This is a genomic window from Burkholderia sp. LFS061 (genome assembly GCF_047978125.1).
Lineage (GTDB): Bacteria > Pseudomonadota > Gammaproteobacteria > Burkholderiales > Burkholderiaceae > Burkholderia > Burkholderia pyrrocinia_C.
On sequence record NZ_JBFPFS010000053.1, the window covers coordinates 1 to 25,041 of the forward strand.

The following is a 25,041-nucleotide window of genomic DNA, read 5'->3' on the forward strand; positions in this document are numbered from 1 at the left end:
TCGTCCATTCCACGCATCGGCTCATCTGCTCAAGATCATGAACACGATATCTCTAACGCACCGCCCTTCGAGCCCGTTTACACCGTTCCCAATTTCAACAGCCTGCTAGGCCTCGGTCCGTACTTCGACGGTGAGACCTTTGGCATGGTAGACGCGGTCTTTGCCCCCATCTTTCGCTACTTCGACACCTTAGAGACAGATGGTGTCGCGTCAATTTTCGCGGACGTTCCCAAAGTCAACGCCTGGCGTAGAAATCTCCGAGGAAGAGCTAGTGTGATCGGCGCCGTTTCTGTAGATTATCAGGCCCATTTTCTAGCGCACTTGCGACGGCAAAAGGCTGTGCTGGCCGAGAAAATGTAGGGCGTTTGGTCATCAGACACCTCTTCTTGGCGAGCATTCTCGCCTAAATCAGTGTCCGGGTTCATTAGACCACTACACTTCGCCGGCCGAAGCCGACGCCGAAGGGGAAAATGTCGTCATACGTGCCGCGAAATGAAGTCGTCCCGACGCTCGGCGTTGCGAACGCCTGACGCCAACTCGCCCAGGGGCAGGCGTATTGAGAGTCACACATCATTCCCGAGCTCGGCACGCCTCAACACTCAACCCTTAGGTACCTTACTTGATCTTGACCACGACCTTACCCTTGGCGCGTCCTTGCGCTAGGTACTCAAGCGCTTCCTTTGCCTGTTCAAACGGAAATACCTTGTCAATCACCGGATGGATGCGTTCTGACTTGAGCAGTTTGCCAATCTCGGCAAGTTGAGCACCGTCGGGGCGTACGAAGAGAAATGAGTAGGTGACGTCCCGCGTTCTCGCGAGACGCATGATCTTGCGACTCATTAGGCCAAATACGAACCTCAGGACGAAGTTCAGCCCGCGAGCACGGGCGAACGCTGCGTCCAGCGGCCCGATAAGAGAGACGATCTTGCCTCCTTGACTCAGGATTCCTATCGACTTTTCAATCGCATCACCCCTGATCGTGCCAATCACCACGTCGTAGCCGCGCAGCACTTTCTCGAACTCTTGCTTCTTGTAGTCGACTACCTCGTCCGCGCCCAGGCTTGTAACCAATGGGATATTACCCGTACTGGTGTTGGTCCCTACTTTAGCACCGAAATACTTGGCCAATTGGATCGCAAACGTGCCAATACCGCCAGATCCTGCAGGAATGAACACCTTCTGACCCGCGTGAAGATTGGCACGTTCCTTCAGCGCTTGCCAGGAAGTGAGTGCGACCATTGGAACCGAGGCGGCCTGCACGAAGTCGAGATTAGCCGGTTTTGGGGCTGCTGCACTCTCCGGTACAACAGCGAATTCGGCGATAGATCCTCTTCCAAGGTCGAACAGACTTGCAAAGATTGCGTCGCCTTTCTTGAAGCGAGTTACGCGACTGCCAACATCGATCACAATGCCAGCCAGATCGCTACCCATAGTCGCGGGCAGTTGGAACTTCAATACGGGTTTGAAAATTCCCGTCGGAATCATGTTGTCGATCGGGTTCACCCCCGCGGCGTGAACCTCGACCAGCAGTTCGTCGGGCTTTAGTGTGGGGCGCGGAACTTCGGCGAACCCAATCTCGGGTGATTTGCCATAGCGTTTGAATGTGAGTGCTTTCATGTTGCTCTTACTCCGATGTTGCGTTGTATTGTGAAGGCGCTGAACTGAGCCGCACTCACGCCCACGGCTGGAGTACTATCCAGCCGCTTCGACGCGAATGAGAACTTCATCGTCGGCGAGTGAGGGATCTGGCACATCCTCATAGACCAGGGTTTCAGGGCCTCCGGTCTTATGAAATCGGACTGCTTTCATTTCTTTCTCCAAATTTCGGTGATGCTTTCGGCAAAGCGCGTCACGAATTTTGGTCGAGAATCATGCGCGCTCTGCTGGGTTCGCGAGAAACTTCATACGCCGCTGATTCACAAAGTATTCATTGCGATAGGAACTCCAGTGCCGTGGGTACGAAGTTGGTGTAATGCTGGAAAATTCCACCATGGCCCGCGTCCTGATAAATGACGAGTTGTGCATGGGGGATGCGGCGGGCCATATCGTGGCTCAAAGCGGTGGGTACCATAATGTCGTTATCCCCATTGGCGATCAGGACAGGCATGGGCAGGTTGGTGAGATCCTGTGGCGCCTGCTGGCCCCAAGCCTTGATCGCCTTGAGTTGATGAAGGAAGGCGCGAGGTGTAGGCCCCTTGTCACGGCCAGTCTTACGTTCCTTCAACCGTTTCAAGAAGGCGCTTGCTGCCCGCCGGCCATTGGTTGTGGAGGTGAAGAACAGATAGGCCTTTGGATCGCGCAGCGTTAGCAGGCCTTTGAGCATCAGTGGCCAGGACACGGCACCCACACGATCGATGCCGTGACCGCCGGCGGGACCCGTGCCAGTGAGGATGAGCTTGCGCACCAGGCCGGGCGCCTTGAGAGCCACGTCCTGCGCCACGAATCCGCCGAGCGAGAAGCCAAGCAGGTCGACTCGATCAAAACCCATTGCGCGAATCACCGCGATGGTGTCGCGCGCCATCTCGTCCACGGTCACCGGCGCGATACCGCCGGATAAGCCAATTCCTCGATAGTCGATGGTGATAACGCGACGCTTGTGAGCCAAGCCGTCGACGATGCGCGGGTCGAAGTTATCCAGAACGGCTCCCCAATGGTTCAGCAAAACTAAAGGAATTCCGCCGTGCGGACCGAGTTCGCGGTAGGCGAAGGTAGTGCCAGCCGCCTTGACGAAGTTGTTCGGTGCTCGAGCAAACGACGGGGCCGATTGGGTGTCTGGGTTGATGCTCTTCATCATTGACTCCTTGGGTTCTACTTTCATATGTCGAGCATCATGCTGACGGGTAAAAAAAACGGTCGGACTTTAATCCGCGCCGCAAGCAAGATGCTCGAGTGCTGCTTCAAGCATCGATTCGGACAACGGCTCTTCGTCGACAGCGCGCGCCAGGATCACGGCCCCAATCATCGTTGCTGTGGTCGCCAGGGCACGCTTGTGCGCATCGGGCTCACCCCAATCGGCCGATTGGCGGGAGACGACTTCGATCATTTCTTTGATGCGGCGCGTAATCGCGCGTCGTACAGCCGGCGCCTGACGCGGCATTTCCGTTCCCAGGGCCGCGATTGGGCAACCGACCTCCGGGTTTTTCACGTGCTCCTTGGACAGATAAGCTCGTAGGAGCGCCCGCAGGGAATGCTCGGCGGGCGCTGCGGCCGTACAGCGCAAAAAGGTGGCGATGGCATCGGCGCCTGCCCGATCCGCCAACTCGACCAACATTGCCTCTCTCGAAGCGAAATGTCCGTAAAACCCACCGTGGGTGAGGCCCGCGTGCTTCATGATGTCGCCAATGGCGACGCCGTCATACCCGCTGCGGCGGATCACGCGCGCGCCAGCGTCGACAATGCGCTCGTGCGTGGCTTCCTTTGATCGGGCGGCGGATCGTTTCATAGGACGTTCATCAGCGATGAGTTTCTAATTGCAAGCCCTCGGCGCTCAACTGCGCGCCCGCAAACGACGCGTGCGAAACGTTCCCCAGCCGCTGCTGAATGCAGACTTCAAGAATGCCGCAAGCCCGCTCTCGTCGGGGCGCGGTTCCCTACCCCTCGCAATGCGCTTGAGCTGGCGCGTGTACCACAGCACCTCCATGATTCCGATGCGATCGACAGTCTTGAGGCCGGTACTGATTGGGTGCACCTGCTGCAGGCTGTCGCGCCCTTGAAGCAACGCGACGGGGGCATCAGGATCGATCGCGAGCAGACGCGCCAAGCCCACCACATCCAGCGCGCTGGAGTGCAGCGCCGCATTCATGCCGGCAGCCGTTCGGAAACCACCGGTCACCATCAGTGGCACTTTGACTGCTGCCCGCACCTTCTGGGAAAATTCAAGGAAGTAGGCTTCTCGGGCCGCGGTGGATTCCTTCTTCGGTTCTCGCATCGCCCCGCTCATGGCCGGCGCCTCATAGGTACCGCCAGAAATCTCGATCAGGTCGATGCCCGCGTCGGTCAACGCGCGGATTGTCTCGATCGATTCTTCTTCCGTAAAACCACCACGCTGGAAGTCGGCCGAATTGAGCTTGATGCCGACCGGGAAGTCTGGACCGACCTGCCGACGGATTTCCGCATATACGGCCAGTACGAACCGGCGCCGCTTCTCGGGACTGCCGCCCCATTCGTCGCTGCGGCGGTTATGGTGCGGAGAAAGAAATTGGCTAATCAGATAACCATGTGCTCCATGGATCTCTACGCCACTGAACCCAGCCTTCTTGCAAATAGCCGCACTGCGCCCGAAGCGTTCGATGATTTCTTGAATCTCGGACGTGGTCGCTTCGCGCGGTGTCTCGAAGAATGCTGCCATGTCCTCGCGGAAAGGAACCGCAGAGGGCGCCAGGTTGAAGGCGTTCAAACCCTTGGTCGACTGCTTTCCGGGATGGTTAAGCTGCACCCAGATCGACACACCTTGCGCGGTTGCAGCCTCCGCCCACTGCCGCAGCACGGGCAAGTCCGCTTCGTCTTCGATCACGACATTCCCAGGCTCGCCCAAGGCGCGGCGGTCGATCATTACGTTGCCTGTCATGATCAGTCCGAGCCCCGAGGCAGCCCAGCGTCGGTACAACTGCACCAGGTCCGGTGTTGGGCGATTATCGTAGGTGCCCAGAGTCTCACTCATGGCGGCCTTGGCGAGCCGGTTGCGCAGAGCGCTGCCATTGGGCAGGCGCAGCGGCTGGGTAAGCAGATCGGGTTTCATGGCAACTCAGAAGACGGTGCGGTCGTAAGGCAAGACGACTTTCGGAGGCTGCAGGAACGCCGTAAGGCCCTGGAACCACATCACTTCCCGGAAGTCGCCGCTGATGGTCAGGTCTTTACTGCTCACCCCCCTGAGGAAAGCCGCTTGGGCATCCTTGGCCGACAGAATCTCGAAGCCTTTGGCGGCACTAGTAAAGGTAAGCGTGAATCGAGGAGTCGCTGCCAGTCCCGCAAACGATCGGACGGTGCCATCTTTGACAACAAAGTAGCGCCCGGCACCCGAAACCGTACGAATCTGGAATACCAGGCTCTTGGACGCGATGTAGCGTGCGGCGTTGGCGTCGCTCCTGATCTTACGTCTGAGCATCTGGGCGAATGCCCACAACAGGAACTTGAACTTAAGCATTTCGGGCAATCCTTTTGACTTGCGAAAAGTGCGTTCGGACTATGACGACCGTCGCGTCACTCGCTCAGAAACTGAATTGCGTGACCCAGGAAGCGTTGCGGGTACTGGAACTGCGCTGCGTGGCCGGCGTCCGGGTAAATGAACAACTGAGCATTTGGCAAGTTGCGAGCCATGTAAAACGAATTAACCGTCGGGACCATCACGTCGTTCACGCCATTGAGGATGAACGTCGGCTGCCGGATGTTGCGCAGATACGCAAATGGATCGTCTTCCGAGAGCCTCGGCATGTACAGCACGTTGGCCTCAATCTGCGCGATCGAGACCTCCGGCGAGGATGGCGGATCTTGGTCGGCTCGCATATGACGCCGCTCCCAGAACGCCCTTGCTGCCTGCTCAGCCTCTGCTGATCGGCCGAAGAACAGATAGAGGAAGTCTTCGAACGCAGGGACCGGATTGACCGCTGTCGTCAACACGCGCTGCTCCATTTCGGGATTTCCCCCGCGCGGCCCGGTACCCAGCAGCATCAGCTTGCGCACGAGCTCGGGATGGCGCCAAGTCAGGTCCAGCGCCTGAAACCCTCCCAACGAAAAGCCCAGAACGTCGATTTGCTGCAAGCCGAGTGCGCGAACGAAGGCCGCTGCGTCATCGGCCATGTCCTCAATGCGCGTGCGTGGTTGCCCGCCAGAGGAAGCGACGCCGCGACCGTTGTAGAGAATGACTTCGCGGCTTTGGGCAAGCCCATCCGTCATCAGCGGATCCCAGTTGTCCATGCCCCCACGGAAGTGCTGCAGGAACAGTAACGGCCGCTGCGAAGAGTCTGCCTTACCCCAGCGGCGGTAGGCGAATCGAGTACCGTCGACATCCACGAAGCGCGTGGGCGTAGTGATATGGGTGTCAGTCATGTTTTCACCTGTTGAGGCAGCTTCGCAGCTTCAATGCGCTAGAAATGCCAACACTTGGGGCGCAAAGTCCTCGTGGTATTGGTCGCTCCGCCGTTTGCCGCAATTGCTTTACAGACCACGGCGCCCCCTGAAACAACCAGAGGGTGCAGTGTCGGGATGCAAAAAACGGCTTCTTACAGATCAGATGCAGCCTGACGCTCGCCAAAGGCAGAAACGGCAATAGTCAGGCGTTGAGCTGATAGCGCTCGGCCGCGTGTGCTTGTCGAATGTCCGACAACAGTCCCTGGCGAGCACCATCCAGCGCGTCCCACCGCCCGGCTACGTGCAGCGGCGGGATCGTGACCAGTTCGCGACGGTCGAACCCGATCAGTGCCGCATCCACCAACTCTCCGACTTCCATCACCTCGGGAAGCGTGTTCACGTCGACCCCGGCGCGCTCCCAGATCTCCGTGCGCGTCGCCGCCGGCAGTACGGCTTGCACGTAGACGCCCTTGGGCGACAACTCGAGGTTCAGGCCCTGCGACAGGAACAGCACGAATGCCTTGGTCGCGCCGTAGATCGACATGCCGAACTCGGGCGCGAAACCCACCACCGAGCCAATGTTGACGATCGAGCCGTTACCGGACTGCACAAAGCGTGGCGCGACCGCGGCTGCAAGCCTCGTCAGCGCCGTCGTGTTGAGCGTGATCAGGCGTTCGATGCTTTCAGGGGTTTGCTGCAGGAAGCCGCCCGGCTGAGCCACGCCGGCATTGTTAATCAGAATTCCTATTCGACTGTCATCGCGCAGACGAGCCTCGAGCGCGGACAGATCGGCAGACTGAGTCAGGTCGGCCTGCAGCACGTCTACGGCCACACCGCTTTCCTCACGCAGGCGCGTTGCCAAGGCATCCAGTCGCGCCTTGTCACGGGCGACAAGGACGAGGTCATGGCCACGCCGAGCGAAGCGCTCGGCGTAGGTGGCGCCGATGCCGCTGGAGGCGCCGGTGATGAGGACTGTCGGAAGCGTGGTCATGGGTACTTTCCTTTGCAAGGGTTCTTCTGGCGGAGACTCAGTCAAGGGCACGAGCTTTAGCCGGAGATCGTCGGATAATCGATGTAGCCCACAGCGCCGCCGCCATAGAGCGTCGCCGGGTTGAGCTGCGTCAGGGGTGCGCCGTGCTGCAGGCGTTCGACCAGATCCGGGTTGCTGATAAACGGACGGCCGAACGCGAACAGGTCGGCCCTGCCCTCATTGAGTTGAGTGGTGGCGAATTCCAAGTCGTAGCCGTTGTTGGCTAGATAGGTCTGCTTGAAACGGCGGCGCAGCGCGTCATAGTCGAACGCGGCGACATCGCGTGGGCCGCCAGTCGCACCTTCGACTACGTGCAGATAGACGACGCCCTGGGCGCTGAGCTGTTCGGCGATGTAGTCGTACTGCGCTTGCGGATCGCTGCAGGAAATGCCGTTGGCCGGCGAAACGGGCGAGATGCGCACGCCAGTGCGTTCGGCGCCGATTTCCTTGACCACTGCGGCGACCACCTCGAGCAGCAGGCGCGCACGGTTTTCGATCGAGCCGCCGTAGTCGTCGGTGCGATGGTTGGCCCCGTCCTTGATGAACTGCTCCAGCAGATATCCGTTGGCGCCGTGAATTTCCACTCCGTCGAAACCAGCGGCAATAGCGTTGGCGGCAGCCTGTCGAAAATCGTTCACGATGCCCGGCAGCTCGGCAAGTTCCAGGGCGCGTGGTTCGGACACGTCGGCAAATCCGTTGTTGACGAAAGTCTTCGTCTCGGCGCGGATAGCGGAAGGTGCGACCGGCTCCGTACCGCCAGGTTGCAGGTCAGTGTGCGAGACGCGGCCCACATGCCAGAGCTGCACGAAGATGCGTCCACCCTTGGCATGTACGGCGTCCGTGACCTTCCGCCAGCCAGCGATCTGCTCAGGCGTGTACAGGCCGGGAGTGTCCTGATAGCCCTGGGCCTGGGCCGAAACCTGAGTGGCCTCCGTGATGATCAGGCCGGCCGACGCACGCTGGGCGTAGTAGGTCGCGGCATGCTCGCTGGGCACCAACCCGGCGCCGGCACGGTTGCGGGTCAGCGGTGCCATGACGATGCGATTGGCGAGCGTCAGGCCACCAAGGGCGTACGGCTCGAAAAGCGTTTTCTCTGACATGTTGTTCCAGCGTCTGGTGGTGGGAATGGTTTAATGATGATGACCATAATCAAAAGTGTCAAGACTTTGATGACGACCAACATCAATGTATAGTCAGGCCATCAGACAGGAACGCGCCCACGGAGAGGAAAAGTGAAAGTCACCAAGGCACAGGCCCAGGCCAACCGGGCCCACGTTGTTGAAACAGCGTCGACGCTGTTCAGGGAGCGCGGTTTTGATGGGGTCGGAGTAGCGGATCTGATGGGCGCAGCTGGGTTCACCCACGGCGGCTTCTACAAGCACTTCCGCTCAAAGGCCGATCTGATGGCGGAATCGGCGGCCTGCGGCATGGCGCAGACCGTTGCGCTGTCGGCTGGGGTGGACGCATCGGAATTCGTGCGACTGTATCTCGCGCGCGAGCACCGCGACTCGCGCGCAACCGGCTGCACGATGGCCGCGCTGGGTGGGGATGCCGCGCGTCAACCCGAAGCGGTCCGGGCCACATTCGCGGACGGCATCGAAAGACTGCTGGCGGCGTTAGTCCAAGAACGTGATTCGTCAGACGGTGCAGACTCGGCGGAGGCCCGAGCCAACTGCCTCGACATCATGGCGCATGCGGTCGGCGCCATTGTGTTGTCGCGCGCGTGCCCGGATGATTCTCCACTGGCCGACGAAATCCTGACGGTATGCCGCGACAAGATTCTCGCGACACTGGGCCCGTCGGCGACAGCGCGCGAACCAGGTCGCAATCAGGGTAACGACAGCTCCGCCAAGTCAAATTGACATCGGGCGCCGACGGCCACCTGGAAGGTATTGGAGATCATGGAATACGAGAGCTCCGACAATTGTTGTTCCCTGCGGGGCCGACTATCGTTCTCTTCTTTTATCCGTACGGGCGCACGAGCAGACCCGCATTTCTGCCGTTTGGATGATCTGTTGACGTGACGCCTTATAGCTTGAGGAGAGGTGAGGGATTGGACCGTGGAACGACGAGCGTCAGATGCTCGCACGCCCGGCTCAGCGCAACGTAGAGCAGGCACCGATTCATCTCGTTGGCAACGAGGTTGTTGGCGTCACGGGGGACCAAGAGCGCTCTTCGGGTTTCCAGCCCCTTCGACTTGTGGATGGTGCTAATCGCTTGAGGCGGCGACTGGCCTTTCCGTACGCCGCGTTGATGTGTCAGTCTCGTGAGAACGGTATTGATGTCCGGGTCCGTATGTATCTGGCGTGCCTCAGCGAATTCCCACCCCAGATCGATCCGGATGTCGCGAAAATTTGCGCTCGTCTGCATCAACTGATGAATCAGCTCACCGAAAAATCGGAGCCGGGCACCAGCTCGGGATAACGCGTCAACGATATCCGCATCTAATCGAAGATGACACGTGTATGTCAGATTCGATTAGATGCGGATATGGGCGCTCGGCGCATGGCCGGCACGCCGCGCCGCTGCCGCATGGCTCGCAGCAGATGCTGCAGTGACGGTCGAGAAGGCTCGCCGTCGCCCCGTTTCCTTGAGCACACGGCGCGTGCTGTGCGAGCCTATCGGCGCGAATCGAGCCTCGCCAGCACGCTGGCCACGATCCGATCGCAACGTGCGCCGCCGAACGAGAACACGTCACGCTCGGCCAGATCGACTTCCTGAGCAAGGGATTCGCGCAGCATGCTCCTTGCCCGGAAATGACGCGAACGCACGGTCGCTTCCGGTATACCGAGACACTGTGCCGTTTCCTCGACGCTCAGCTCCTCGACGCAACGCAGGACGAAGACGACCCGGAACGCGTCGGGTAACGCATCAAGCTTGCGCTCGAGCAACGCGCGCAACTCTGCCCGCATGAGCGCGCGATCGGGCGATGAGATTGGGTCTTCGACCATGACGTTCCGCTCGAAATCGCCGATGGTCGACGTGCTGACCATCGGCGCTCCGACGCTGACGCGTAAAACAGGTTCAGCCTGGTCGCGAGCGCGACCGCCGATTGGTTCACGCTGGTGTGGTCGTGACCATCAATTTTGCAAAGTCCCTGACCTGTTTCGTGTGAGTCTTGCCTAGCGCAAGCTTCCCTGCATCGATGTCGACCTGATTCGCCGTCACCACGATCGCGGCGATCTGGGGCTCGGTTAACTGCGCATCCTGCGCGTAAGCCGCGAGCGGCAACGTCGAAAGCAGTGCCACCAGGCTCAGTTTGTATGTGAGCGCCATTTGTTTTCTCCTGTCCAGTTTGAACGGCCGTCCCCGCAAGGATCGACGATGGACGGTTCTGTGGCGATAGACGTCACGACTGATCGTCGCGTTCCGCGCCCGACACCGTAGCCGCGCAAATGAAACGAGCGGAATAAACGCACCGGCCTGTCCGTTTACTAACGTCTCATTCGTGTTCGGAGCCAAGTCATGAAACAGATCCATACAACGCTCGGCGCTGCGATGATGGCATTCGTGCTGACCAGCGTCGTAGCATGCGGCAGTTCATCCCACGTCAGTCAGTACAAGGTCGGCGTACTGGTTTCCGACGGTGCGCTTCCCGCTGCTCACGTGGATACAAACCTGAAGAATCCGTGGGGCATTGCATTCAATCCCAAGGGCTTTGTCTGGGTCGCGGATAACGGGACGCAGCACGCAACGCTCTATGACGGCAATGGCGTGCCGCAATCGCTCGTCGTGACAATCCCCGCCGGCTCGCACGGCGACGCCGCCCCCACGGGCATCGTATTCAATGGCACGTCAGACTTCGTGGTGACCCAGGGCGCTAAATCGGGGCCGGCGCCTTTCATTTTCGCCGGAGAGGGTGGAACGATCACGGCGTGGTCGCCAGCGGTCAATCCGACATCGGCCGTCACTGTGTTCGACAGCGGCGGCAGCGCCGTCTACAAAGGGCTCGCCATGGCCAGCAACAACGGCGCGAATTTCCTGTACGCAACGGACTTCCACAACAACAGGATCGATGTTTTCGACAGGACCTTCACAAAGGTTACGACGACCGGTGCATTTCAAGATCCCGCTTTGCCGGCAGGGTTCGCGCCGTTTGGAATTCAGGCCATCGGCTCGAAACTTTACGTCTCTTATGCGAAGCAGGACGCGGCAGCACACGACGACGTCGCTGGTGCAGGGTTGGGTTTGATCGACGTGTTCAGCCCGTCGGGACAATTCATTCAACGCTTCGCCTCGGGCGAACCGTTGAATGCGCCGTGGGGCATGGCGCTTGCGCCCGCGGATTTTGGCCGCTTCAGCAACACCGTTCTGATCGGCAACTTCGGTGACGGCATGATCCACGCGTTCGATGCGACATCAGGCATGCTGCGCGGGACCCTGCAGCAACTCGATGGCAAGGCGATCGTCGAGCCGGGGCTGTGGGGCATCGCATTCGGCAACGGCCTCAACAATCAACCTGCCAATACGCTGTTCTTTGCTGCCGGCCCCAACGACGAAGCCGACGGTGTCTATGGCCGCATCGATGTCGGCCCGTGAGCGTTCTCACCGGAATCGCTTACGGCAATCGCTCAACGCTTGATAGCGCGTTGTTTCGATGCAAAGGAGGCCGCCATGGACGCCACTTACAGAATCGCCATCCTCGCCAGTGCGACTGCCCTCGGCATGACATCGCATGCAAGCTGGGCGGAGCAAACCGTCAACGCGACGTTGCGTTCGAACTCGATCCAGCTCGAGACACACAACGTGAAAGCGGGTCGCGTCACGTTCGACGTCAAGAATGCTGTGGACAACAACATGGAGCACGAACTTGTCTTGCTCAAGACCGATCTCTCGGATGATGCACTTCCTGTCCGCAAACGGCAGGTGCTGGAGCACAGGTTGAGAAAGATCGGCGAAGTCGAAGACATCGCGCCGGGCACGAGCAAGCGCGCGTCATTCAAGCTCACGCCCGGCCACTACGTGCTGATCTGCAACAAGCCGGGACATTATGTTGCGGGCATGCATACGGCGCTTGTCGTGACGCCGTAAGTCACTTCGCGGCCCGAAAGACAGCCCGGAAGCGCCGGGTACCGATGTCGTGCGATCGGAACCGGAGACTTCGCCACGCGGCGCGGCGTGTGCGACGTACGGTGCGCGGCTGCTCCGTTGGGTCGGGGCGGGCGTGTGATTGACGGATGAGGTTCGGCCTGCTTTCTCGCGACGCTTGAATGTTCGATGTTCGCGCAGCTTCTCACTAAACGTGGCGAGGCCGATCGGATGGAGAATTGCAAGGTTACGGGCAAATTAACCGGACCAATAAGAAAGCAACATGTATGGCGCCCCGTCACGGCGGCCGGCAGCCGATTGTCCGGCCGCTCGCATCGGGCCTGCCGTTACGCACGGCCCGACCCAACGGAGCAGCCGCGCGAGCCCCACATAGCCGTGCTCATTACACGCGCTTCAACGCTTCCAGCCCCTCCGGCAGCTTCGCATCCGGAAACTGCGTGGACAGCGTCGCATCCCGCCACCGCGCGGCTTCTTCCGCGCGCTGCGTTTCCGCCTGCTCGCATACGAACAGCGCATCGCCGCCGAGCAGCAGGCGCATCGGCACGTCGTCGCGCCGCGACAACTCGACGATCAGCTTCGCGATCCGCGCCGGATCGCCGACCTCGTGGCCGCCATATGCGCCGAACAGCTCGAGAATCTTCCCGACCGACGGCTGATAGTCGGGCAGCAGGTCGTCGACGCTGCGCTTCGCCTGCGCGGCCCAGTCGGTGCGCATCCCGCCCGGCTCGAGCGTGCACACGCGCACGCCGAACGGCGCGACTTCCTTCGACAGCACGTCGCTGAACCCGCCGACCGCCCACTTCGCCGCCTGATACGCGGACAAACCGGCCGTCGACGTACGCCCGCCGACCGACGATACCTGGAAGATGTGGCCCGCGCGCTGCGCACGCATCGTCGGCAGCACCGCGCGCGTCAGGTTGATCACGCCGAACAGGTTCGTTTCGATCTGGTCGCGGAAGTCATCGGCGCCCATCTGCTCGAACGGCGCCGTATGGCCGTAACCCGCGTTGTTCACCAGCACGTCGATGCGGCCGAACCTGTCGCGTGCCGCCGCGACGGCCTGCGCAGCCGCCGCTTCGTCGGTGACGTCGAGCGCGACCGGCAGCAGCCGGTCGCCGTATTGCTCTGCCAGATCGGCCAGCCGCGCGGGATCGCGCGCACCGGCCACCAGCCGGTCGCCTGCCGCCAGCACCGCTTCCGAAATCGCTCGCCCAAGGCCGCGCGCGGCCCCTGTTACCAGCCAGACTTTCGACATTTTTCCACTCCTCGAAAAGATGAAACCACGAAAATGAATGATTACTCACTCATTAATATCGACGATGCATCGATGATTCGTGCGATGCGTCGCCCTGCCAGAAACCGTCCTGCCTTCCGCCGTGCGGCACACGCACCGCCCATGCCATCACGGCGGCCAACCCTTCCGTCACATCGTTCGCGTCACGCTCACACGGCGTGCAGCACGGCCCACAGCGCACGAAACCCGGCTTCCCGGTACGCATCGGCCCGCGCCGGATCACGCGCGACCGACTCCATCGCCGTTTCCGCGATCGACGTAAACAGCGCCGCGCAGAACGCGTGCGCTTCATCGGCCGTCAGCCCGCGCGACGCGACGATCTGCCCCTGCAGCAGCGAGCGGATCGTGCCGAAGCCTTCGGCGCCGGCCGCGCGATGCGCGTCGTCGATGCGCCCGCTCACGCCGAGCTGCTGCAGCGCACGCCGCCCGTCCGGATTCGCGACGCCCCACGACACATAGCCGTTCCACGCGTGCCGCACGGCCTGCTCGGCCGGCGCGTCTTCCGGGAACCCGGCCATCATCGCTTCGCGCATGTCGGCCTTCAGGCTCAGATACAGCGCATTCAGCAACGCGTCCTTGGTCTCGAAGTACGTGAACACCGTGCCTTCCGCCACGCCGGCGAGCCGCGCGATGCGCGCGGTCGTCGCGGTCGCGCCGTCCTCGGCAAGCGCGCGGGCGGCGGCGGCGAGGATGGCTTCGTGCTTGTCGGGACTGCGCGGTCGGGCCACGTTCGATTCCTTTAATGAGTGAGTACTCAATCATAATCAGGCCGCCCGACGGAATGCAAGCCCTGTTACATCTTGGGGGAACGCACACGCAATCCATCAAAACCGTGCACTATTATCGTTTTGCCGTACCGGTGCCGGCCATCCGGCGCCCGATGCCTTCGACGTTCGTTTCACGTTCCCCGTTTCAAACCGCGAACCACTCATGACGAATCAGCCTACCCAGACCGCGGCCGACCGGCCCGTCGACATGATCATCTTCGGCGGCGGCGGCGACCTGGCCGCCCGCAAGCTGTTGCCCGCGCTGTACATGGCGCACCTGCACTGCAACCTTCCGCCCGAGACGCGCATCATCGCCGTCGGCCGCCGCGACTGGGGCATCGACGGCTATCGCAAGTTCATGGACGAGCAGTCGCGCCCGTTCATCGACGAGAAGGCGTTCAACGCCGACGCGTGGAGCCGTTTCCTCGACCTGTTCAAGTACGTGCTGATCGACGTGAACGCGCCGGACGACTACCTGCGGCTCGCCGAAGCGGCGCGCGGCGACGCGATCCGCGTGTTCTACCTGTCGACGTCGCCGGAGCTGTTCACGACGATCTGCGACAACCTGTCGGCCGCGCACCTCGTCGACGGGCGCTCGCGCGTCGTCCTCGAAAAGCCGCTGGGCCACGATCTCGCATCCGCGAAGGCGATCAACGATGCGGTCGGCAAGCACTTCGAGGAATCGCAGATCTATCGGATCGACCACTATCTCGGCAAGGAAACCGTGCAGAACCTGATGGTGCTGCGCTTCGGCAACCCGATCTTCGGGCCGCTGTGGCAGGCGCCGAACATCCGCAGCGTGCAGATCACGGTCGCGGAAACGGTCGGCGTCGGCAGCCGCGCGGGCTTCTACGACCATACCGGCGCGCTGCGCGACATGGTGCAGAACCATCTGCTGCAGCTGCTGTGCATCGTCGCGATGGAGCCGCCCGTGTCGCTCGACCCCGACGCGGTGCGCGACGAGAAGCTGAAGGTGCTGCGCTCGCTGCGGCCGATGGCGCTGTCGGACGTCGCGCGCGACACGGTGCGCGGCCAGTACACGGCCGGCGCGGTCGACGGCCAGCCGGTCAAGGGCTATCTCGAGGAAGACAACGTGCCGGCGGACAGCCGCGCGGAAACCTTCGTCGCGCTGCGCGCGCACATCAACAACTGGCGCTGGGCGAACGTGCCGTTCTTCCTGCGCACGGGCAAGCGGCTGCAGCGCCGCCAGTCGGAAATCGTGATCGAGTTCGCGGACATGCCGTTCTCGATCATCCCGACCGGCCCGCGCCACTACGGCAACCGCCTCGTGATCCAGCTTCAGCCGGAAGAATCGATCCAGTTGCAGATGCTCGCGAAGGAACCGGGCAGCGGCATGAACATGGTGCCCGTCAGCCTGAACCTCGACCTGCAGCAGGCGATTCCGGAACGGCGCGCGGAAGCGTACGAACGGCTGCTGATCGACGTGATCCGCGGCCGCCTCACGCACTTCATGCGCCGCGACGAGCTCGAAGCCGCATGGTCGTGGGTCGAGCCGATCCTCGACGGCTGGAAGCAGCTCGGCGACCGGCCGCGCCTGTACACGTCCGGCACGTTCGGGCCCGCGGCCTCGTCGGCGCTGCTCGCGCGCGACGGCATGTCCTGGTCCGAAGAAGCGTAACCGCGGCACGACGGCGTGCCGTCGCGCGGCACGCCGGGCCAATCGGGGCGTATGCCCGCCCCGTCTTTCCCGCAAGCCGCCCGCAGCCGCTAGCGCGGCTCCAGCCACACGGCCTTGCGCCGCGCCGGCGCATCGCTGCCGCTGCTGCCGCCACCGCCGCCCAGCACCTCGATCATGTAATCGACGAACGACGCGATCCGCGACGAGATCGCGGTATTGCGGTAGTACACCGCATGGATCGGCTGCTCGACGTCGAGCGTCTGGCGCGCGAGCAGCTGCACGAGCCGCCCCGCTTCGCGATCCTGCGCGGTCATGAAATCCGACAGGCAGACGATGCCCGCGCCGTCCAGCGCGAGCTGCCGCAGCGTCTCGCCGCTCGACGACCAGATGCCCGGCTCGATCCGGCACGGTTCGCCGTCGGTGCCGAGGATCGGCCACACGTTCAGCGATTCGGGCTGCGTGAAGCCGAGCAGCGTGTGCCTGCCGAGATCCTCGACCTTGCGCGGCAGGCCGTGCGCTTCGACATACGCGGGGCTCGCGAGGATGCGCAACCGGCTGTTGCCGATGCGCCGGCTGTGCAGCGTCGAATCCTTCAACCGGCCGATCCGGATCGCGACGTCGGTGCGCCGCTCCAGCAGGTCGATGATTCCTTCGTTGCTGTTCAGCTCCAACTCGACTTTCGGGAAGCGTTCGCGGTAGCCGCGCACGAGCGGCACGATCACGTGCAGCATGAACGGCGTCGCGGCGTCGACGCGCAGGCGCCCCGACGGCATCTCGCGCCGCGCGAGCATCTGCTCTTCCGCATTCTCGACCGACTCGATGATCGCGCGCGCGTCCTGCAGGAATGCGCGCCCTTCCTCGGTCAGTTCGAGCCGGCGCGTGGTCCGGCGCAGCAGCGTGGTCTTCAGCTTCTCCTCGAGCCGCGCGAGCGTGCGGCTCGCCGCCGACACGGTGAGGTCGAGCTGCTGCGCGGCAGCGGTGATCGAACCGGTGTCGACCACGGCGGCAAAGGCCTGGAGTTCGTCGAGCGTGATTTTCATTGTTGATTTGAAATCAAAACAATTTGGTTTATAGACCAGTTTTTCAGCAAAAGTAAAGGCGGCACACTGCGATCCATCCTTACTGGAGCCAGGATCCCATCATGCCACTCGCCCTGCTTGCGCTGACCATCAGCGCCTTTGCCATCGGCACCACCGAATTCGTGATCGTCGGGCTGATCCCGACGATCGGCGCCGACCTCGGCGTCAGCCTGCCGTCGGCCGGGCTGCTCGTCAGCCTGTACGCGCTGAGCGTCGCCATCGGCGCGCCGCTCCTGACCGCGCTCACCGGCCGCGTGCCGCGCAAGACGCTGCTCGCCGCGCTGATGGCGCTCTTCACCGTCGGCAACCTCGTCGCATGGCAAGCGCCCGGCTACGAATCGCTGATCGTCGCGCGCATCCTCACCGGCCTCGCGCACGGCGTGTTCTTCTCGGTCGGTTCGATCATCGCGACCACGCTCGTGCCGAAGGACAAGGCGGCCAGCGCGATTGCGACGATGTTCAGCGGGATGACCGTCGCGTTCGTTGCCGGCATTCCGCTCGGCACCTTCATCGGCCAGCACTTCGGCTGGCGCGCGACGTTCCTGATCGTCGCGCTGTTCGGCCTCGTCGCGTTCCTTGGCGCGGTCGCATTCGTGCCGCGCGCTCTGCCGCAAACGCCGCCGGCGCCGCTCGCCCGCCAGCTCCGCGTGCTCGCGCAGCCGCGCCTGCTGCTCGTCTTTGCGATGACGGCCGTCGGCTACGGCGGCTCGTTGATCGCGTTCACGTACATGGCACCGCTGCTCGAACAGATCGCCGGCTTCACGCCGTCGCAGGTGAGCCTCGTGCTCGTCGGCTACGGCGTGTCGGTCGCGTTCGGCAACGTGTGGGGCGGCAAGCTCGCGGACGCCGTCGGCCCCGTGAAGGCGCTCAAGCGGATCTTCCTGCTGCTCGCGATCGTGCTGCTCGCGCTGACCTTCACGATCCACGTCAAATGGCTCGCGGTGCTGACGATGCTCGCGTGGGGCGCGGTCGCGTTCGGCAACGTGCCGGGGCTGCAGGTGTATGTCGTCAAGCAGGCGCGCCACTTCGCACCGGACGCCACCGACGTCGCATCGGGCTTCAACATCGCCGCGTTCAACCTCGGCGTCGCCGGCGGCTCGTCGCTCGGCGGCCTGATCGTCGCGAACGTCGGCCTCGGCCACACGCCGTGGATCGCCGCGGTGGTCACGCTCGGCGCATTCGCGCTCACCGCGCTGAGCGGCCGTCTCGACCGCCACCAAGGGCTGCCGGCACGCACGGCAGAACCCGTCGAACTCGCCCATTGAACGTCACATCTTTTTGCAGGAGCTGATCAGCATGAACGCATCGACCCAGCGTCCGCCGTTCGCCGGCAAGACATTCGAAGTCCGTTACGACGGCCTCGCCGCGCTCAACGCGTATGACGAGGACGGCCGCCGCATGCGCTACGAGATCACCGAAGGCGCATACGCCGGCGCGAAAGGCGAAGTCGCCTGCACGTGGCAGCACATCGCCGGCGAGACCTACGCGATCTCGTGGCAGGAAGCCGACCGCGCGACGGTCGTGCATATCGACGATTTCGCCGCCGGCACATCGCGCTCGTTCTTCACCGCGTCGTCGCTCGATTTCTACCGGCTCGAAGGCAGCCTGCGCGCGATCTGAACGGAGCCCGACGATGCCCACTTCACTCGACAAACTCGCCGACGGCGGCTTCAGCATCGGCATCGAACTGCCGCTCGACAACGACTGGTCGCCGGCCGGCGACGCGAAGCGCCAGCATGACGGCCGCCGCCCCGGCGTGCCCAATCTGGAAATCCACGCGGAGCTCGCGCAACTGGCCGACACGCTCGGCTTCCGCGCGCTCTGGGTGCGCGACGTGCCGGTGTACGACCCGTCGTTCGGCGACGCCGCGCAGGTGTTCGAAACGTTCTCGTATCTCGGCTACCTCGCCGGTATCACGCGCGACATCCTGCTCGGCACGGCGGCCGTCGTGCTGCCGCTGCGCGAACCGCTGCTGACGCTGAAATCGGCCGCGACGATCCAGGAACTGAGCGGCGGCCGCCTGCTGCTCGGCGTCGCGAGCGGCGACCGGCCGGTCGAGTATCCGCTGTTCGGCCGCGACTTCGCATCGCGCGGCGCGAATTTCCGCGACCAGATCGCGCTGCTGCGCGACGGCGCGCGCGCTCACCTGCCGCCCGGCCTCGACGTGCTGCCCGCAGCCCGTTCGCCGGTGCCGCTGCTCGTCGCGGGCCTCGCGCAGCAGACGCCCGCGTGGATCGGCGAACACATGGACGGCTGCCTCGCGTATCCGGGCACGCCGGCCGACCACGCGCAGCGCGCCGCGAACTGGCGCGCGGTGGCAGGCGACAAGCCGTACGTGAGCTTCATCCATCTCGACCTCGCGGAGGATCCGCACGAACCGCTGCAGCGGCACCGCTTCGGCGCCCGCGCGGGACGCATCGCGCTGACCGAGGAACTCGCTGCGATGCGCGACGCCGGCGTGCGGCACATCGGCCTGCATTTCCGCCGCAACCGCCGTCCGCTCGACGAGACGATGGCCGAGATCGCAGCGGACGTGCTGCCGGCATTCCATGCGAACGCGAGCGCGAGCGCGCGAACACACGTCGCATAAGGCCGGCAACGGCCCTCAGCGGGCCCGGTTCACGATCGATATTTGAATTTAAATCAAATATTTTTGACCTCTAAAGGCGTTTATCTCATCAGTCTCAAACGCCAGAATGACTCGCATACCGCAACCGTTCCCCTCTCCCAGGAGCACACGATGAGCAAGATTCCCGCATTCGGCCTCGGCACCTTCCGCCTGCAAGGCCAGGTCGTCGTCGACTCGGTCCGCAACGGCCTCGAGGTCGGCTACCGCGCGATCGACACCGCGCAGATCTACGCCAACGAAGCCGAAGTCGGCGAAGCGATCGCCGCATCGGGCGTGCGCCGCGAAGACCTGTTCCTGACCACCAAGATCTGGGTCGACAACTACGCGCCGGACAAGCTCGTGCCGAGCCTCGAAGAAAGCCTGCGCAAGCTGCGCACCGACCATGTCGACCTGACGCTGATCCACTGGCCGGCCCCGGACAACGGCGTCGCGCTCGACACGTTCATGACCGCGCTGGCCGATGCGAAGGCAAAGGGCCTGACGCGCCAGATCGGCATCTCGAACTTCAACATCGCACTGACGAAGGAAGCGATCGCGGCCGTCGGCAAGGATGCGATCGCGACGAACCAGATCGAACTGAGCCCGTACCTGCAGAACCGCAAGCTCGTCGAGTTCCTGAACGGCGAAGGCATCCACGTGACGTCGTACATGACGCTCGCGTACGGCAAGGTGCTCGGCGACCCGGTGATCGGCGCGATCGCGCAACGTCATCACGCGACGCCCGCACAGGTCGCACTCGCGTGGGCGCTGCAGCTCGGCTACTCGGTGATTCCGTCGTCGACGAAGCGCGAGAACCTCGCGAGCAACCTGCTCGCACAGACGCTGCGCCTGACCGACGAAGACATGGCGCAGATCGCCGCGCTCGAACGCAACGGCCGCGAAGTCGACCCGGCCGGCCTCGCGCCGAAGTGGGACTAAGCGCGCCGCCCCCTCAATCGCCCCGTCCGCGGCCGGCCGGCCGTGGCACCGACAGGAATTCATCATGACCCAGGACCCGCTTTTCCAACCGCTGCGACTCGGCACGCTGACGCTGCCGAACCGCATCGTGATGCCGCCGATGACGCGTTCGCGCGCGAGCCAGCCCGGCGACGAAGCCAACGAACTGATGGCCGCGTATTACGCGCAGCGCGCGAGCGCGGGCCTGATCGTCAGCGAAGGCACCTATATCGCGCTGCTCGGCAAGGGCTACGCGTGGACGCCCGGCATTCACACGCCGTCGCAGGTCGCCGGCTGGCGCAAGGTGACGGACGCCGTGCATGCTGCGCACGGGCGCATGTTCGCGCAGCTGTGGCACGTCGGCCGGCTGAGCCACACGAGCCTGCTCGGCGGCCGGCAACCCGTGTCGTCGTCGCCGATCCAGGCGAAGGGCGTGAACGTGTTCATCGCCGGTGAAGACGGCAGCACGCCGGGCTTCGTGCAGGCGTCCGAGCCGCGCGCGCTGACGATCGACGAGATCCGCGAGATCGTCGGCCAGTACCGCGCCGCCGCGCGCCACGCGATCGAAGCCGGCTTCGACGGCGTCGAACTGCACGGCGCGAACGGCTATCTCGTGAACCAGTTCATCGACTCGAATGCGAACACGCGCACCGACGCGTACGGCGGCTCGCTGGAAAACCGGCTGCGCTTCCTGCGCGAAGTCGCGCAGGCGCTGATCGAAGGCACCGGCGACGCGTCGCGCGTCGGCATCCGCCTCGCGCCGCTGACCACGCTGAACGGCTGCGTCGACGACGATCCGGAAACGACCTACCTCGCCGCCGCGAAGCTGCTCGGCGAGCTCGGTGTCGGCTACCTGCACATCGCGGAAGCCGACTGGGACGACGCACCGCTGATGCCGGTCGAATTCAAGCGGCAACTGCGCGCCGCGTACCCGGGCGTGCTGATCTACGCCGGTGCATACACCGCCGAGCGCGCGCGCGAAGCGATCGCCGCCGGCTGGGCCGACCTCGTCGCCTTCGGCCGCCCGTTCGTCGCGAACCCCGACCTGCCCGAGCGCCTGCGCACCGGCGCCGCGCTCACGCCGCACGACCGCAACACGCTGTTCGGCGGCGGCGCACAGGGCCTGACGGACTATCCGACGCTCGCGCAAGCCGCCGCGTGAACGATCCACTGGAATCCGACATGAGAATCACGCTCCCTTCCCGCCTGGGTTTCGGCACGGCGCCGCTGGGCAACATGTATCGCGACATCCCGAACGAAGAAGCACTGGCCACGGTCGATGCGGCCTGGGAAAGCGGCATCCGCTACTTCGACGCCGCGCCGCTGTATGGCGCGGGCCTCGCCGAGCTGCGCCTCGGTGAAGCGCTCGCAGGCCGTCCGCGCGACGAATATTCGCTCGGCACGAAGGTCGGCCGGCTGGTCCTCGACGAACACGAGGACGCGTCGCAGCGCGATCTCGGCGAGAAGGGCGGACTGTTTCGCCATGGCCTGCCGAACAAGATCGTCTATGACTACACCGAGGACGGCACGCTGCGCTCGATCGAAGCGAGCCTCGAGCGGCTGCGCACCGACCGGCTCGACACCGTGTGGATCCACGATCCGGCCATCGACTTCCACGGCGAGCGCTGGCTCGACGTGTTCGACGTCGCGATGTCGGGCGCGGCCAGGGCGCTCACGCGGCTGCGCGACGAGAAGGTCATCAAGGGCTGGGGCCTCGGCGTGAACCGCGTCGAGCCGTGCGAGCTCGCACTCGAACGCTCGGATCCCGACGGCTTCCTGCTCGCCGGCCGCTACACGCTGCTCGACCATGCGGGCGCGCTCGAACGGCTGATGCCGGAAAGCGTCGCGCGCGGGCTCGGCATCATCGTCGGCGGTCCGTACAATTCCGGCGTGCTCGCCGGAGGCACCCACTTCGAGTATCAGCCGGCGACGGAGGACATGCTCGATCGCGTCGCGCGCATCCGGCAGATCGGCGAGCGCTTCGGTGTGGACGTTCGCGCGGTGGCGCTGCAGTTCTCGCTCGCGCACCCGGCCGTCGCCGCCGTGATCCCCGGCGCGAGCCGGCCCGATCGCATCGACGAGAACCTGCGGCTGGCCGCGGCGCCGATTCCGTCCGAACTGTGGGACGCGCTGAAGGCCGAGCGCCTGATCGCCGAGCACGCGCCGACGCCGGCCGGCGCGGCCTGAGCCGCTTCCGCGCAACCGCCGCGACGAGCGGCCGCGCATAGTCATTCGGTCGCAATCGCGGCGACTATCGCCGCGATTGCCATTTCCGAATTGCAGCCTGCGCAATCGGCGTCTAGCGTTTACGGGATCGACTCCGCACGACCGTCACCCGACCTGAAAGGACGCCCCGCCATGCCAAGCCGTTCCCCGAAACGCGACATGCTGCTGGCCCTCGCGGCCGGCCTTTCCTTCTCGGCTTTCACGTTGCCGGCTTACGCCGACGATGCGGCCGGTCTCGCGCCGCCCAAGCCAGCGACGCCCGTGCTCTCGACGACCGCGACCGGCGTGCAGATCTACGCATGCGAATACGACAATGAACACCGGCTCGCGTGGACATTCCAGCGCCCGGAGGCGATGCTGTTCGATGCCGGCGGCACGCTCGTCGTCCGGCACGGCGCGGGGCCGTCGTGGGAAGCGCTCGACGGCAGCCGCATCACCGGCAAGAAACTCGCGGAAGCGCCGAGCGCACGCCCGAACAGCATTCCGCAACTGCTGCTCGCCGCGACGCCGGCCGCAACCGGCACGCTGGCCGGCGTGCGCTTCGTGCAACGGCTCGATACCGCGGGCGGCACGCCGCCGGCCGCGGCGTGCGCGACCGAACATGCGATCGGCCGCTTTCCGTACTTTGCGCGCTATGTGTTCCTGAAGTGACGCGTACGGCGCCCGAAGCGCCGGGCGCCATTCTGCTACCTGCCGTCACGCATCCATTTAATCAGTTTTCCTATCTTTGATGAATGGAAGCATGAAATCGTCCGCGCCATCGTTACGGTTGCAACGTGCTCAGCGTATCCGCATCGACAGCTCGACATCGCCACCGAACGGCACCGACAGATAGCCGTTTTCCGGTGCGCGCACATAAGCGAGGTAGTCGGGGCTGTATTCCGCGTTGTCGGCGACGACGAACGCACCTGCCCCGAGCCGCGGTTCGACCAGCGCGAGTATCTCGGGATACAGCGCCTTCGCGCCATCGAGCAGCAGCAGATCGACCGTATCCGGAAGGTCGGCGGCCAGCGTGCGCAGCGCATCGCCTTCGCGAATCTCCACGAGATCGGCAAGCCCGGCGGCCGTCAGGTTCGCCCGCGCGCGCACGACCTTCGACGGCTCGAACTCGCTCGTGATCAACCGGCCGCCGCCGTTGTCGCGCAGCGCGGCCGCAAGATGCAGCGTCGAAATGCCGAACGACGTGCCGAATTCGACGATCGCCCGCGCGCCGCGGCTGCGCGCGAGCATGTACAGCAGCGTGCCCGTCTCGCGCGATACGGCGAGCGGGTAGTCCTTCAGGCGCGCATAAAAATCGGCGTAGTCGGTCTTGCTGCGCATCAGCCGCGCGTGCTCGTCGTGCGACAGGTCGGCAAAGTCCGGGCTCGTCGCGGGCGACGACGCGTCGGCCTCGTCGAACAGGCGCTCCAGCAGCGAGGCAAGCGGGTCGAGAATCAGGGTGGTCATGCGAATCTCCGGTATCGGGTTGAGTGCGTCGTTGCACCCGATTAGAATATGACGAATTATTCAGGTTTTACTATTCGCATTGGCAAACCGCTCATGACCGACCGCCGAAACACCCGGATCGCCACGCGCAAACAGCCCCGGCAGGCCCGCTCGACGCGTCTCGTCGAAGACGTCCTCCAGGCCGCTGTTCAGGTTTTGGCGAGCGAAGGCGCGCAGCGCTTCACGATGGCGCGCGTCGCCGAGCGCGCCGGCGTGAGCGTCGGTTCGCTGTACCAGTACTTCCCGAACAAGGCGGCCGTGCTGTTCCGGCTGCAGCACGACGAATGGCGGCAGACGTCCGAGATGCTGCGCGGCATGCTGGAGGACGCGCGTCAAACGCCGCCCGAGCGGCTGCGCACGGCCGTCCACGCGTTCATCCGTTCGGAATGCGACGAGGCGCGCATGCGCATCGCGCTCGACGACGCCGCGCCGCTCTATCGCGACGCGCCCGAGGCGCGGGAAGCAAAAGCGGCTGGCAACCGCATCTTCCAGGCGTTCATGCGGGAGGCGCTGCCCGATGTGCCGGACGCCACGCGCGCGCTCGCGTGCGACCTGATCACCACCACGCTCGCCACGGCCGGCAAGGCGTTTTCGGAAAGCGAGCGCACGCCCGCGGAAATCGACGCGTATTCGGCGGCCATGGGCGACATGTTTTGCGCGTACCTCGAGCGTCTCGCGCACAACTGACGCGTGGACGGGACCGGCCACGACGAAAGACTTTCGTAATACCCGATGCACCACCCGCTGCCGCCCTGCCCGCCGGCCCCGCGTTCAAATAGTCGCCTTAACGGATTCGAACTAGGCGTATACACGTGTTCCGGCACGACGAAGCCCCGTTTCA

General features: G+C 63.8%; 26 protein-coding genes and 2 pseudogenes. 13 read left to right on the forward strand and 15 right to left on the reverse strand.

The annotated features are described in order from the left end of the window. On the forward strand, positions 1-360 hold a 360-nt coding region (locus ACNQQL_RS31000; protein WP_347068001.1), incomplete at its 5' end, for a glutathione S-transferase domain-containing protein. A gap of 255 nt (positions 361-615) precedes the next feature. On the opposite strand, the gene ACNQQL_RS31005 is transcribed toward ACNQQL_RS31000, so the two are convergent. The 8 genes from ACNQQL_RS31005 to ACNQQL_RS31040 form a co-directional block, all read right to left on the reverse strand. Next, entirely contained in the window at positions 616-1,617 is a 1,002-nt protein-coding gene (locus ACNQQL_RS31005; protein WP_072440273.1) for an NADP-dependent oxidoreductase, read from the reverse strand. A 310-nt stretch (positions 1,618-1,927) separates the two neighbouring features. Beyond that, the gene (locus ACNQQL_RS31010; protein WP_072440310.1) at positions 1,928-2,791 is read right to left on the reverse strand and encodes an alpha/beta fold hydrolase; all 864 of its coding nucleotides are present in this window, start codon (positions 2,789-2,791) and stop codon (positions 1,928-1,930) included. A gap of 69 nt (positions 2,792-2,860) precedes the next feature. Continuing rightward, complete coding sequence (locus tag ACNQQL_RS31015) at positions 2,861-3,442, reverse strand: TetR/AcrR family transcriptional regulator (protein WP_175960078.1); 582 nt, start codon at positions 3,440-3,442, stop codon at positions 2,861-2,863. A 45-nt stretch (positions 3,443-3,487) separates the two neighbouring features. Beyond that, complete coding sequence (locus ACNQQL_RS31020) at positions 3,488-4,738, reverse strand: NADH:flavin oxidoreductase/NADH oxidase family protein (protein ID WP_347068004.1); 1,251 nt, start codon at positions 4,736-4,738, stop codon at positions 3,488-3,490. A gap of 6 nt (positions 4,739-4,744) precedes the next feature. Beyond that, positions 4,745-5,143, reverse strand: a complete 399-nt coding sequence (locus ACNQQL_RS31025; protein WP_347068006.1) for a helicase — start codon at positions 5,141-5,143, stop codon at positions 4,745-4,747. A 56-nt stretch (positions 5,144-5,199) separates the two neighbouring features. Beyond that, positions 5,200-6,045 (reverse strand): alpha/beta hydrolase, encoded by an 846-nt coding sequence (locus ACNQQL_RS31030; protein WP_347068008.1) that lies wholly within the window; start codon positions 6,043-6,045, stop codon positions 5,200-5,202. A 223-nt stretch (positions 6,046-6,268) separates the two neighbouring features. Then, entirely contained in the window at positions 6,269-7,057 is a 789-nt protein-coding gene (locus ACNQQL_RS31035; protein WP_347068009.1) for an SDR family oxidoreductase, read from the reverse strand. 56 nt (positions 7,058-7,113) lie between these two features. Continuing rightward, positions 7,114-8,196 carry an alkene reductase gene (locus tag ACNQQL_RS31040; protein ID WP_347068011.1) on the reverse strand — a complete coding sequence of 361 codons (1,083 nt, stop codon included), beginning with the start codon at positions 8,194-8,196 and terminating at the stop codon, positions 7,114-7,116. 132 nt (positions 8,197-8,328) lie between these two features. Here ACNQQL_RS31040 and ACNQQL_RS31045 point away from each other — a divergent pair, with 132 nt between their 5' ends. Next, positions 8,329-8,958: a TetR/AcrR family transcriptional regulator gene (locus tag ACNQQL_RS31045; RefSeq protein ID WP_175960074.1), complete on the forward strand. Its 630-nt coding sequence runs from the start codon at positions 8,329-8,331 to the stop codon at positions 8,956-8,958. A 166-nt stretch (positions 8,959-9,124) separates the two neighbouring features. Here ACNQQL_RS31045 and ACNQQL_RS31050 read toward each other — a convergent pair whose 3' ends face one another. The 3 genes and pseudogenes from ACNQQL_RS31050 to ACNQQL_RS31060 form a co-directional block, all read right to left on the reverse strand. Beyond that, entirely contained in the window at positions 9,125-9,466 is a 342-nt protein-coding gene (locus ACNQQL_RS31050; RefSeq protein WP_416392787.1) for a C-terminal helicase domain-containing protein, read from the reverse strand. Positions 9,467-9,714: 248 nt separating this feature from the next. Next, a pseudogene (locus ACNQQL_RS31055) lies at positions 9,715-10,117 on the reverse strand (sigma-70 family RNA polymerase sigma factor); the annotation flags it as partial. Continuing rightward, positions 10,116-10,372, reverse strand: a pseudogene (locus tag ACNQQL_RS31060) (DUF4142 domain-containing protein); the annotation flags it as partial. The pseudogenes ACNQQL_RS31060 and ACNQQL_RS31055, both read right to left, overlap by 2 nt. 189 nt (positions 10,373-10,561) lie before the next feature. On the opposite strand from ACNQQL_RS31060, the gene ACNQQL_RS31065 reads away from it, so the two are divergent. Then, positions 10,562-11,635 (forward strand): TIGR03118 family protein, encoded by a 1,074-nt coding sequence (locus ACNQQL_RS31065; protein ID WP_347068016.1) that lies wholly within the window; start codon positions 10,562-10,564, stop codon positions 11,633-11,635. 75 nt (positions 11,636-11,710) lie between these two features. Further along, positions 11,711-12,127 carry a plastocyanin/azurin family copper-binding protein gene (locus ACNQQL_RS31070; protein ID WP_347068017.1) on the forward strand — a complete coding sequence of 139 codons (417 nt, stop codon included), beginning with the start codon at positions 11,711-11,713 and terminating at the stop codon, positions 12,125-12,127. 400 nt (positions 12,128-12,527) lie between these two features. On the opposite strand, the gene ACNQQL_RS31075 is transcribed toward ACNQQL_RS31070, so the two are convergent. Together ACNQQL_RS31075 and ACNQQL_RS31080 are read right to left on the reverse strand one after the other, a co-directional pair. After that, positions 12,528-13,400, reverse strand: a complete 873-nt coding sequence (locus ACNQQL_RS31075; RefSeq protein ID WP_347068019.1) for an SDR family NAD(P)-dependent oxidoreductase — start codon at positions 13,398-13,400, stop codon at positions 12,528-12,530. Positions 13,401-13,588: 188 nt separating this feature from the next. Beyond that, entirely contained in the window at positions 13,589-14,167 is a 579-nt protein-coding gene (locus ACNQQL_RS31080; RefSeq protein ID WP_347068021.1) for a TetR/AcrR family transcriptional regulator, read from the reverse strand. Between the two features lie 202 nt (positions 14,168-14,369). Here ACNQQL_RS31080 and zwf point away from each other — a divergent pair, with 202 nt between their 5' ends. Then, complete coding sequence (gene zwf / locus ACNQQL_RS31085) at positions 14,370-15,845, forward strand: glucose-6-phosphate dehydrogenase (RefSeq protein WP_347068023.1); 1,476 nt, start codon at positions 14,370-14,372, stop codon at positions 15,843-15,845. A gap of 89 nt (positions 15,846-15,934) precedes the next feature. Here the strand turns inward: zwf and ACNQQL_RS31090 are convergent, their stop codons facing one another. Further along, the gene (locus tag ACNQQL_RS31090) at positions 15,935-16,885 is read right to left on the reverse strand and encodes a LysR family transcriptional regulator (RefSeq protein ID WP_347068025.1); all 951 of its coding nucleotides are present in this window, start codon (positions 16,883-16,885) and stop codon (positions 15,935-15,937) included. 101 nt (positions 16,886-16,986) lie between these two features. On the opposite strand from ACNQQL_RS31090, the gene ACNQQL_RS31095 reads away from it, so the two are divergent. From ACNQQL_RS31095 to ACNQQL_RS31125, 7 genes are all read left to right on the forward strand, one after another. Next, positions 16,987-18,189, forward strand: coding sequence for an MFS transporter (locus ACNQQL_RS31095; RefSeq protein WP_347068027.1), 1,203 nt, complete (start codon positions 16,987-16,989; stop codon positions 18,187-18,189). A 31-nt stretch (positions 18,190-18,220) separates the two neighbouring features. After that, on the forward strand, positions 18,221-18,544 hold the full coding sequence (locus ACNQQL_RS31100) for a MoaF-related domain-containing protein (protein WP_347068029.1): 324 nt from the start codon (positions 18,221-18,223) through the stop codon (positions 18,542-18,544). A gap of 13 nt (positions 18,545-18,557) precedes the next feature. Next, entirely contained in the window at positions 18,558-19,514 is a 957-nt protein-coding gene (locus tag ACNQQL_RS31105) for an LLM class oxidoreductase (protein WP_347068031.1), read from the forward strand. 150 nt (positions 19,515-19,664) lie between these two features. Continuing rightward, on the forward strand, positions 19,665-20,471 hold the full coding sequence (dkgB, locus tag ACNQQL_RS31110; protein ID WP_347068033.1) for a 2,5-didehydrogluconate reductase DkgB: 807 nt from the start codon (positions 19,665-19,667) through the stop codon (positions 20,469-20,471). Positions 20,472-20,535: 64 nt separating this feature from the next. Continuing rightward, on the forward strand, positions 20,536-21,651 hold the full coding sequence (locus ACNQQL_RS31115) for an alkene reductase (protein WP_347068035.1): 1,116 nt from the start codon (positions 20,536-20,538) through the stop codon (positions 21,649-21,651). 20 nt (positions 21,652-21,671) lie between these two features. Further along, positions 21,672-22,676, forward strand: a complete 1,005-nt coding sequence (locus ACNQQL_RS31120; RefSeq protein WP_347068037.1) for an aldo/keto reductase — start codon at positions 21,672-21,674, stop codon at positions 22,674-22,676. Positions 22,677-22,847: 171 nt separating this feature from the next. Next, positions 22,848-23,366 (forward strand): DUF3455 domain-containing protein, encoded by a 519-nt coding sequence (locus ACNQQL_RS31125; protein WP_347068039.1) that lies wholly within the window; start codon positions 22,848-22,850, stop codon positions 23,364-23,366. A 129-nt stretch (positions 23,367-23,495) separates the two neighbouring features. Here the strand turns inward: ACNQQL_RS31125 and ACNQQL_RS31130 are convergent, their stop codons facing one another. Beyond that, complete coding sequence (locus ACNQQL_RS31130; RefSeq protein ID WP_034181717.1) at positions 23,496-24,161, reverse strand: O-methyltransferase; 666 nt, start codon at positions 24,159-24,161, stop codon at positions 23,496-23,498. A gap of 93 nt (positions 24,162-24,254) precedes the next feature. Here ACNQQL_RS31130 and ACNQQL_RS31135 point away from each other — a divergent pair, with 93 nt between their 5' ends. Continuing rightward, positions 24,255-24,887 (forward strand): TetR family transcriptional regulator, encoded by a 633-nt coding sequence (locus ACNQQL_RS31135; RefSeq protein WP_371287110.1) that lies wholly within the window; start codon positions 24,255-24,257, stop codon positions 24,885-24,887. The last annotated feature ends 154 nt before the right edge of the window (positions 24,888-25,041 follow it).

Excerpts from the sequence above, each read along its gene's own strand:
- zwf (WP_347068023.1), top strand. The coding sequence starts at position 14,370 with ATGACGAATCAGCCTACCCAGACCGCGGCCGACCGGCCCGTCGACATG.
- ACNQQL_RS31050 (WP_416392787.1), bottom strand. The coding sequence starts at position 9,466 with ATGCAGACGAGCGCAAATTTTCGCGACATCCGGATCGATCTGGGGTGG.
- ACNQQL_RS31015 (WP_175960078.1), bottom strand. The coding sequence starts at position 3,442 with ATGAAACGATCCGCCGCCCGATCAAAGGAAGCCACGCACGAGCGCATT.
- ACNQQL_RS31100 (WP_347068029.1), top strand. The coding sequence starts at position 18,221 with ATGAACGCATCGACCCAGCGTCCGCCGTTCGCCGGCAAGACATTCGAA.
- ACNQQL_RS31035 (WP_347068009.1), bottom strand. The coding sequence starts at position 7,057 with ATGACCACGCTTCCGACAGTCCTCATCACCGGCGCCTCCAGCGGCATC.
- ACNQQL_RS31090 (WP_347068025.1), bottom strand. The coding sequence starts at position 16,885 with ATGAAAATCACGCTCGACGAACTCCAGGCCTTTGCCGCCGTGGTCGAC.
- ACNQQL_RS31020 (WP_347068004.1), bottom strand. The coding sequence starts at position 4,738 with ATGAAACCCGATCTGCTTACCCAGCCGCTGCGCCTGCCCAATGGCAGC.
- ACNQQL_RS31095 (WP_347068027.1), top strand. The coding sequence starts at position 16,987 with ATGCCACTCGCCCTGCTTGCGCTGACCATCAGCGCCTTTGCCATCGGC.
- ACNQQL_RS31120 (WP_347068037.1), top strand. The coding sequence starts at position 21,672 with ATGAGAATCACGCTCCCTTCCCGCCTGGGTTTCGGCACGGCGCCGCTG.
- ACNQQL_RS31005 (WP_072440273.1), bottom strand. The coding sequence starts at position 1,617 with ATGAAAGCACTCACATTCAAACGCTATGGCAAATCACCCGAGATTGGG.
- ACNQQL_RS31065 (WP_347068016.1), top strand. The coding sequence starts at position 10,562 with ATGAAACAGATCCATACAACGCTCGGCGCTGCGATGATGGCATTCGTG.
- ACNQQL_RS31070 (WP_347068017.1), top strand. The coding sequence starts at position 11,711 with ATGGACGCCACTTACAGAATCGCCATCCTCGCCAGTGCGACTGCCCTC.
- ACNQQL_RS31040 (WP_347068011.1), bottom strand. The coding sequence starts at position 8,196 with ATGTCAGAGAAAACGCTTTTCGAGCCGTACGCCCTTGGTGGCCTGACG.
- ACNQQL_RS31115 (WP_347068035.1), top strand. The coding sequence starts at position 20,536 with ATGACCCAGGACCCGCTTTTCCAACCGCTGCGACTCGGCACGCTGACG.
- ACNQQL_RS31010 (WP_072440310.1), bottom strand. The coding sequence starts at position 2,791 with ATGAAGAGCATCAACCCAGACACCCAATCGGCCCCGTCGTTTGCTCGA.
- ACNQQL_RS31135 (WP_371287110.1), top strand. The coding sequence starts at position 24,255 with ATGACCGACCGCCGAAACACCCGGATCGCCACGCGCAAACAGCCCCGG.
- ACNQQL_RS31105 (WP_347068031.1), top strand. The coding sequence starts at position 18,558 with ATGCCCACTTCACTCGACAAACTCGCCGACGGCGGCTTCAGCATCGGC.
- ACNQQL_RS31125 (WP_347068039.1), top strand. The coding sequence starts at position 22,848 with ATGCCAAGCCGTTCCCCGAAACGCGACATGCTGCTGGCCCTCGCGGCC.
- ACNQQL_RS31075 (WP_347068019.1), bottom strand. The coding sequence starts at position 13,400 with ATGTCGAAAGTCTGGCTGGTAACAGGGGCCGCGCGCGGCCTTGGGCGA.
- ACNQQL_RS31030 (WP_347068008.1), bottom strand. The coding sequence starts at position 6,045 with ATGACTGACACCCATATCACTACGCCCACGCGCTTCGTGGATGTCGAC.
- ACNQQL_RS31025 (WP_347068006.1), bottom strand. The coding sequence starts at position 5,143 with ATGCTTAAGTTCAAGTTCCTGTTGTGGGCATTCGCCCAGATGCTCAGA.
- ACNQQL_RS31130 (WP_034181717.1), bottom strand. The coding sequence starts at position 24,161 with ATGACCACCCTGATTCTCGACCCGCTTGCCTCGCTGCTGGAGCGCCTG.
- dkgB (WP_347068033.1), top strand. The coding sequence starts at position 19,665 with ATGAGCAAGATTCCCGCATTCGGCCTCGGCACCTTCCGCCTGCAAGGC.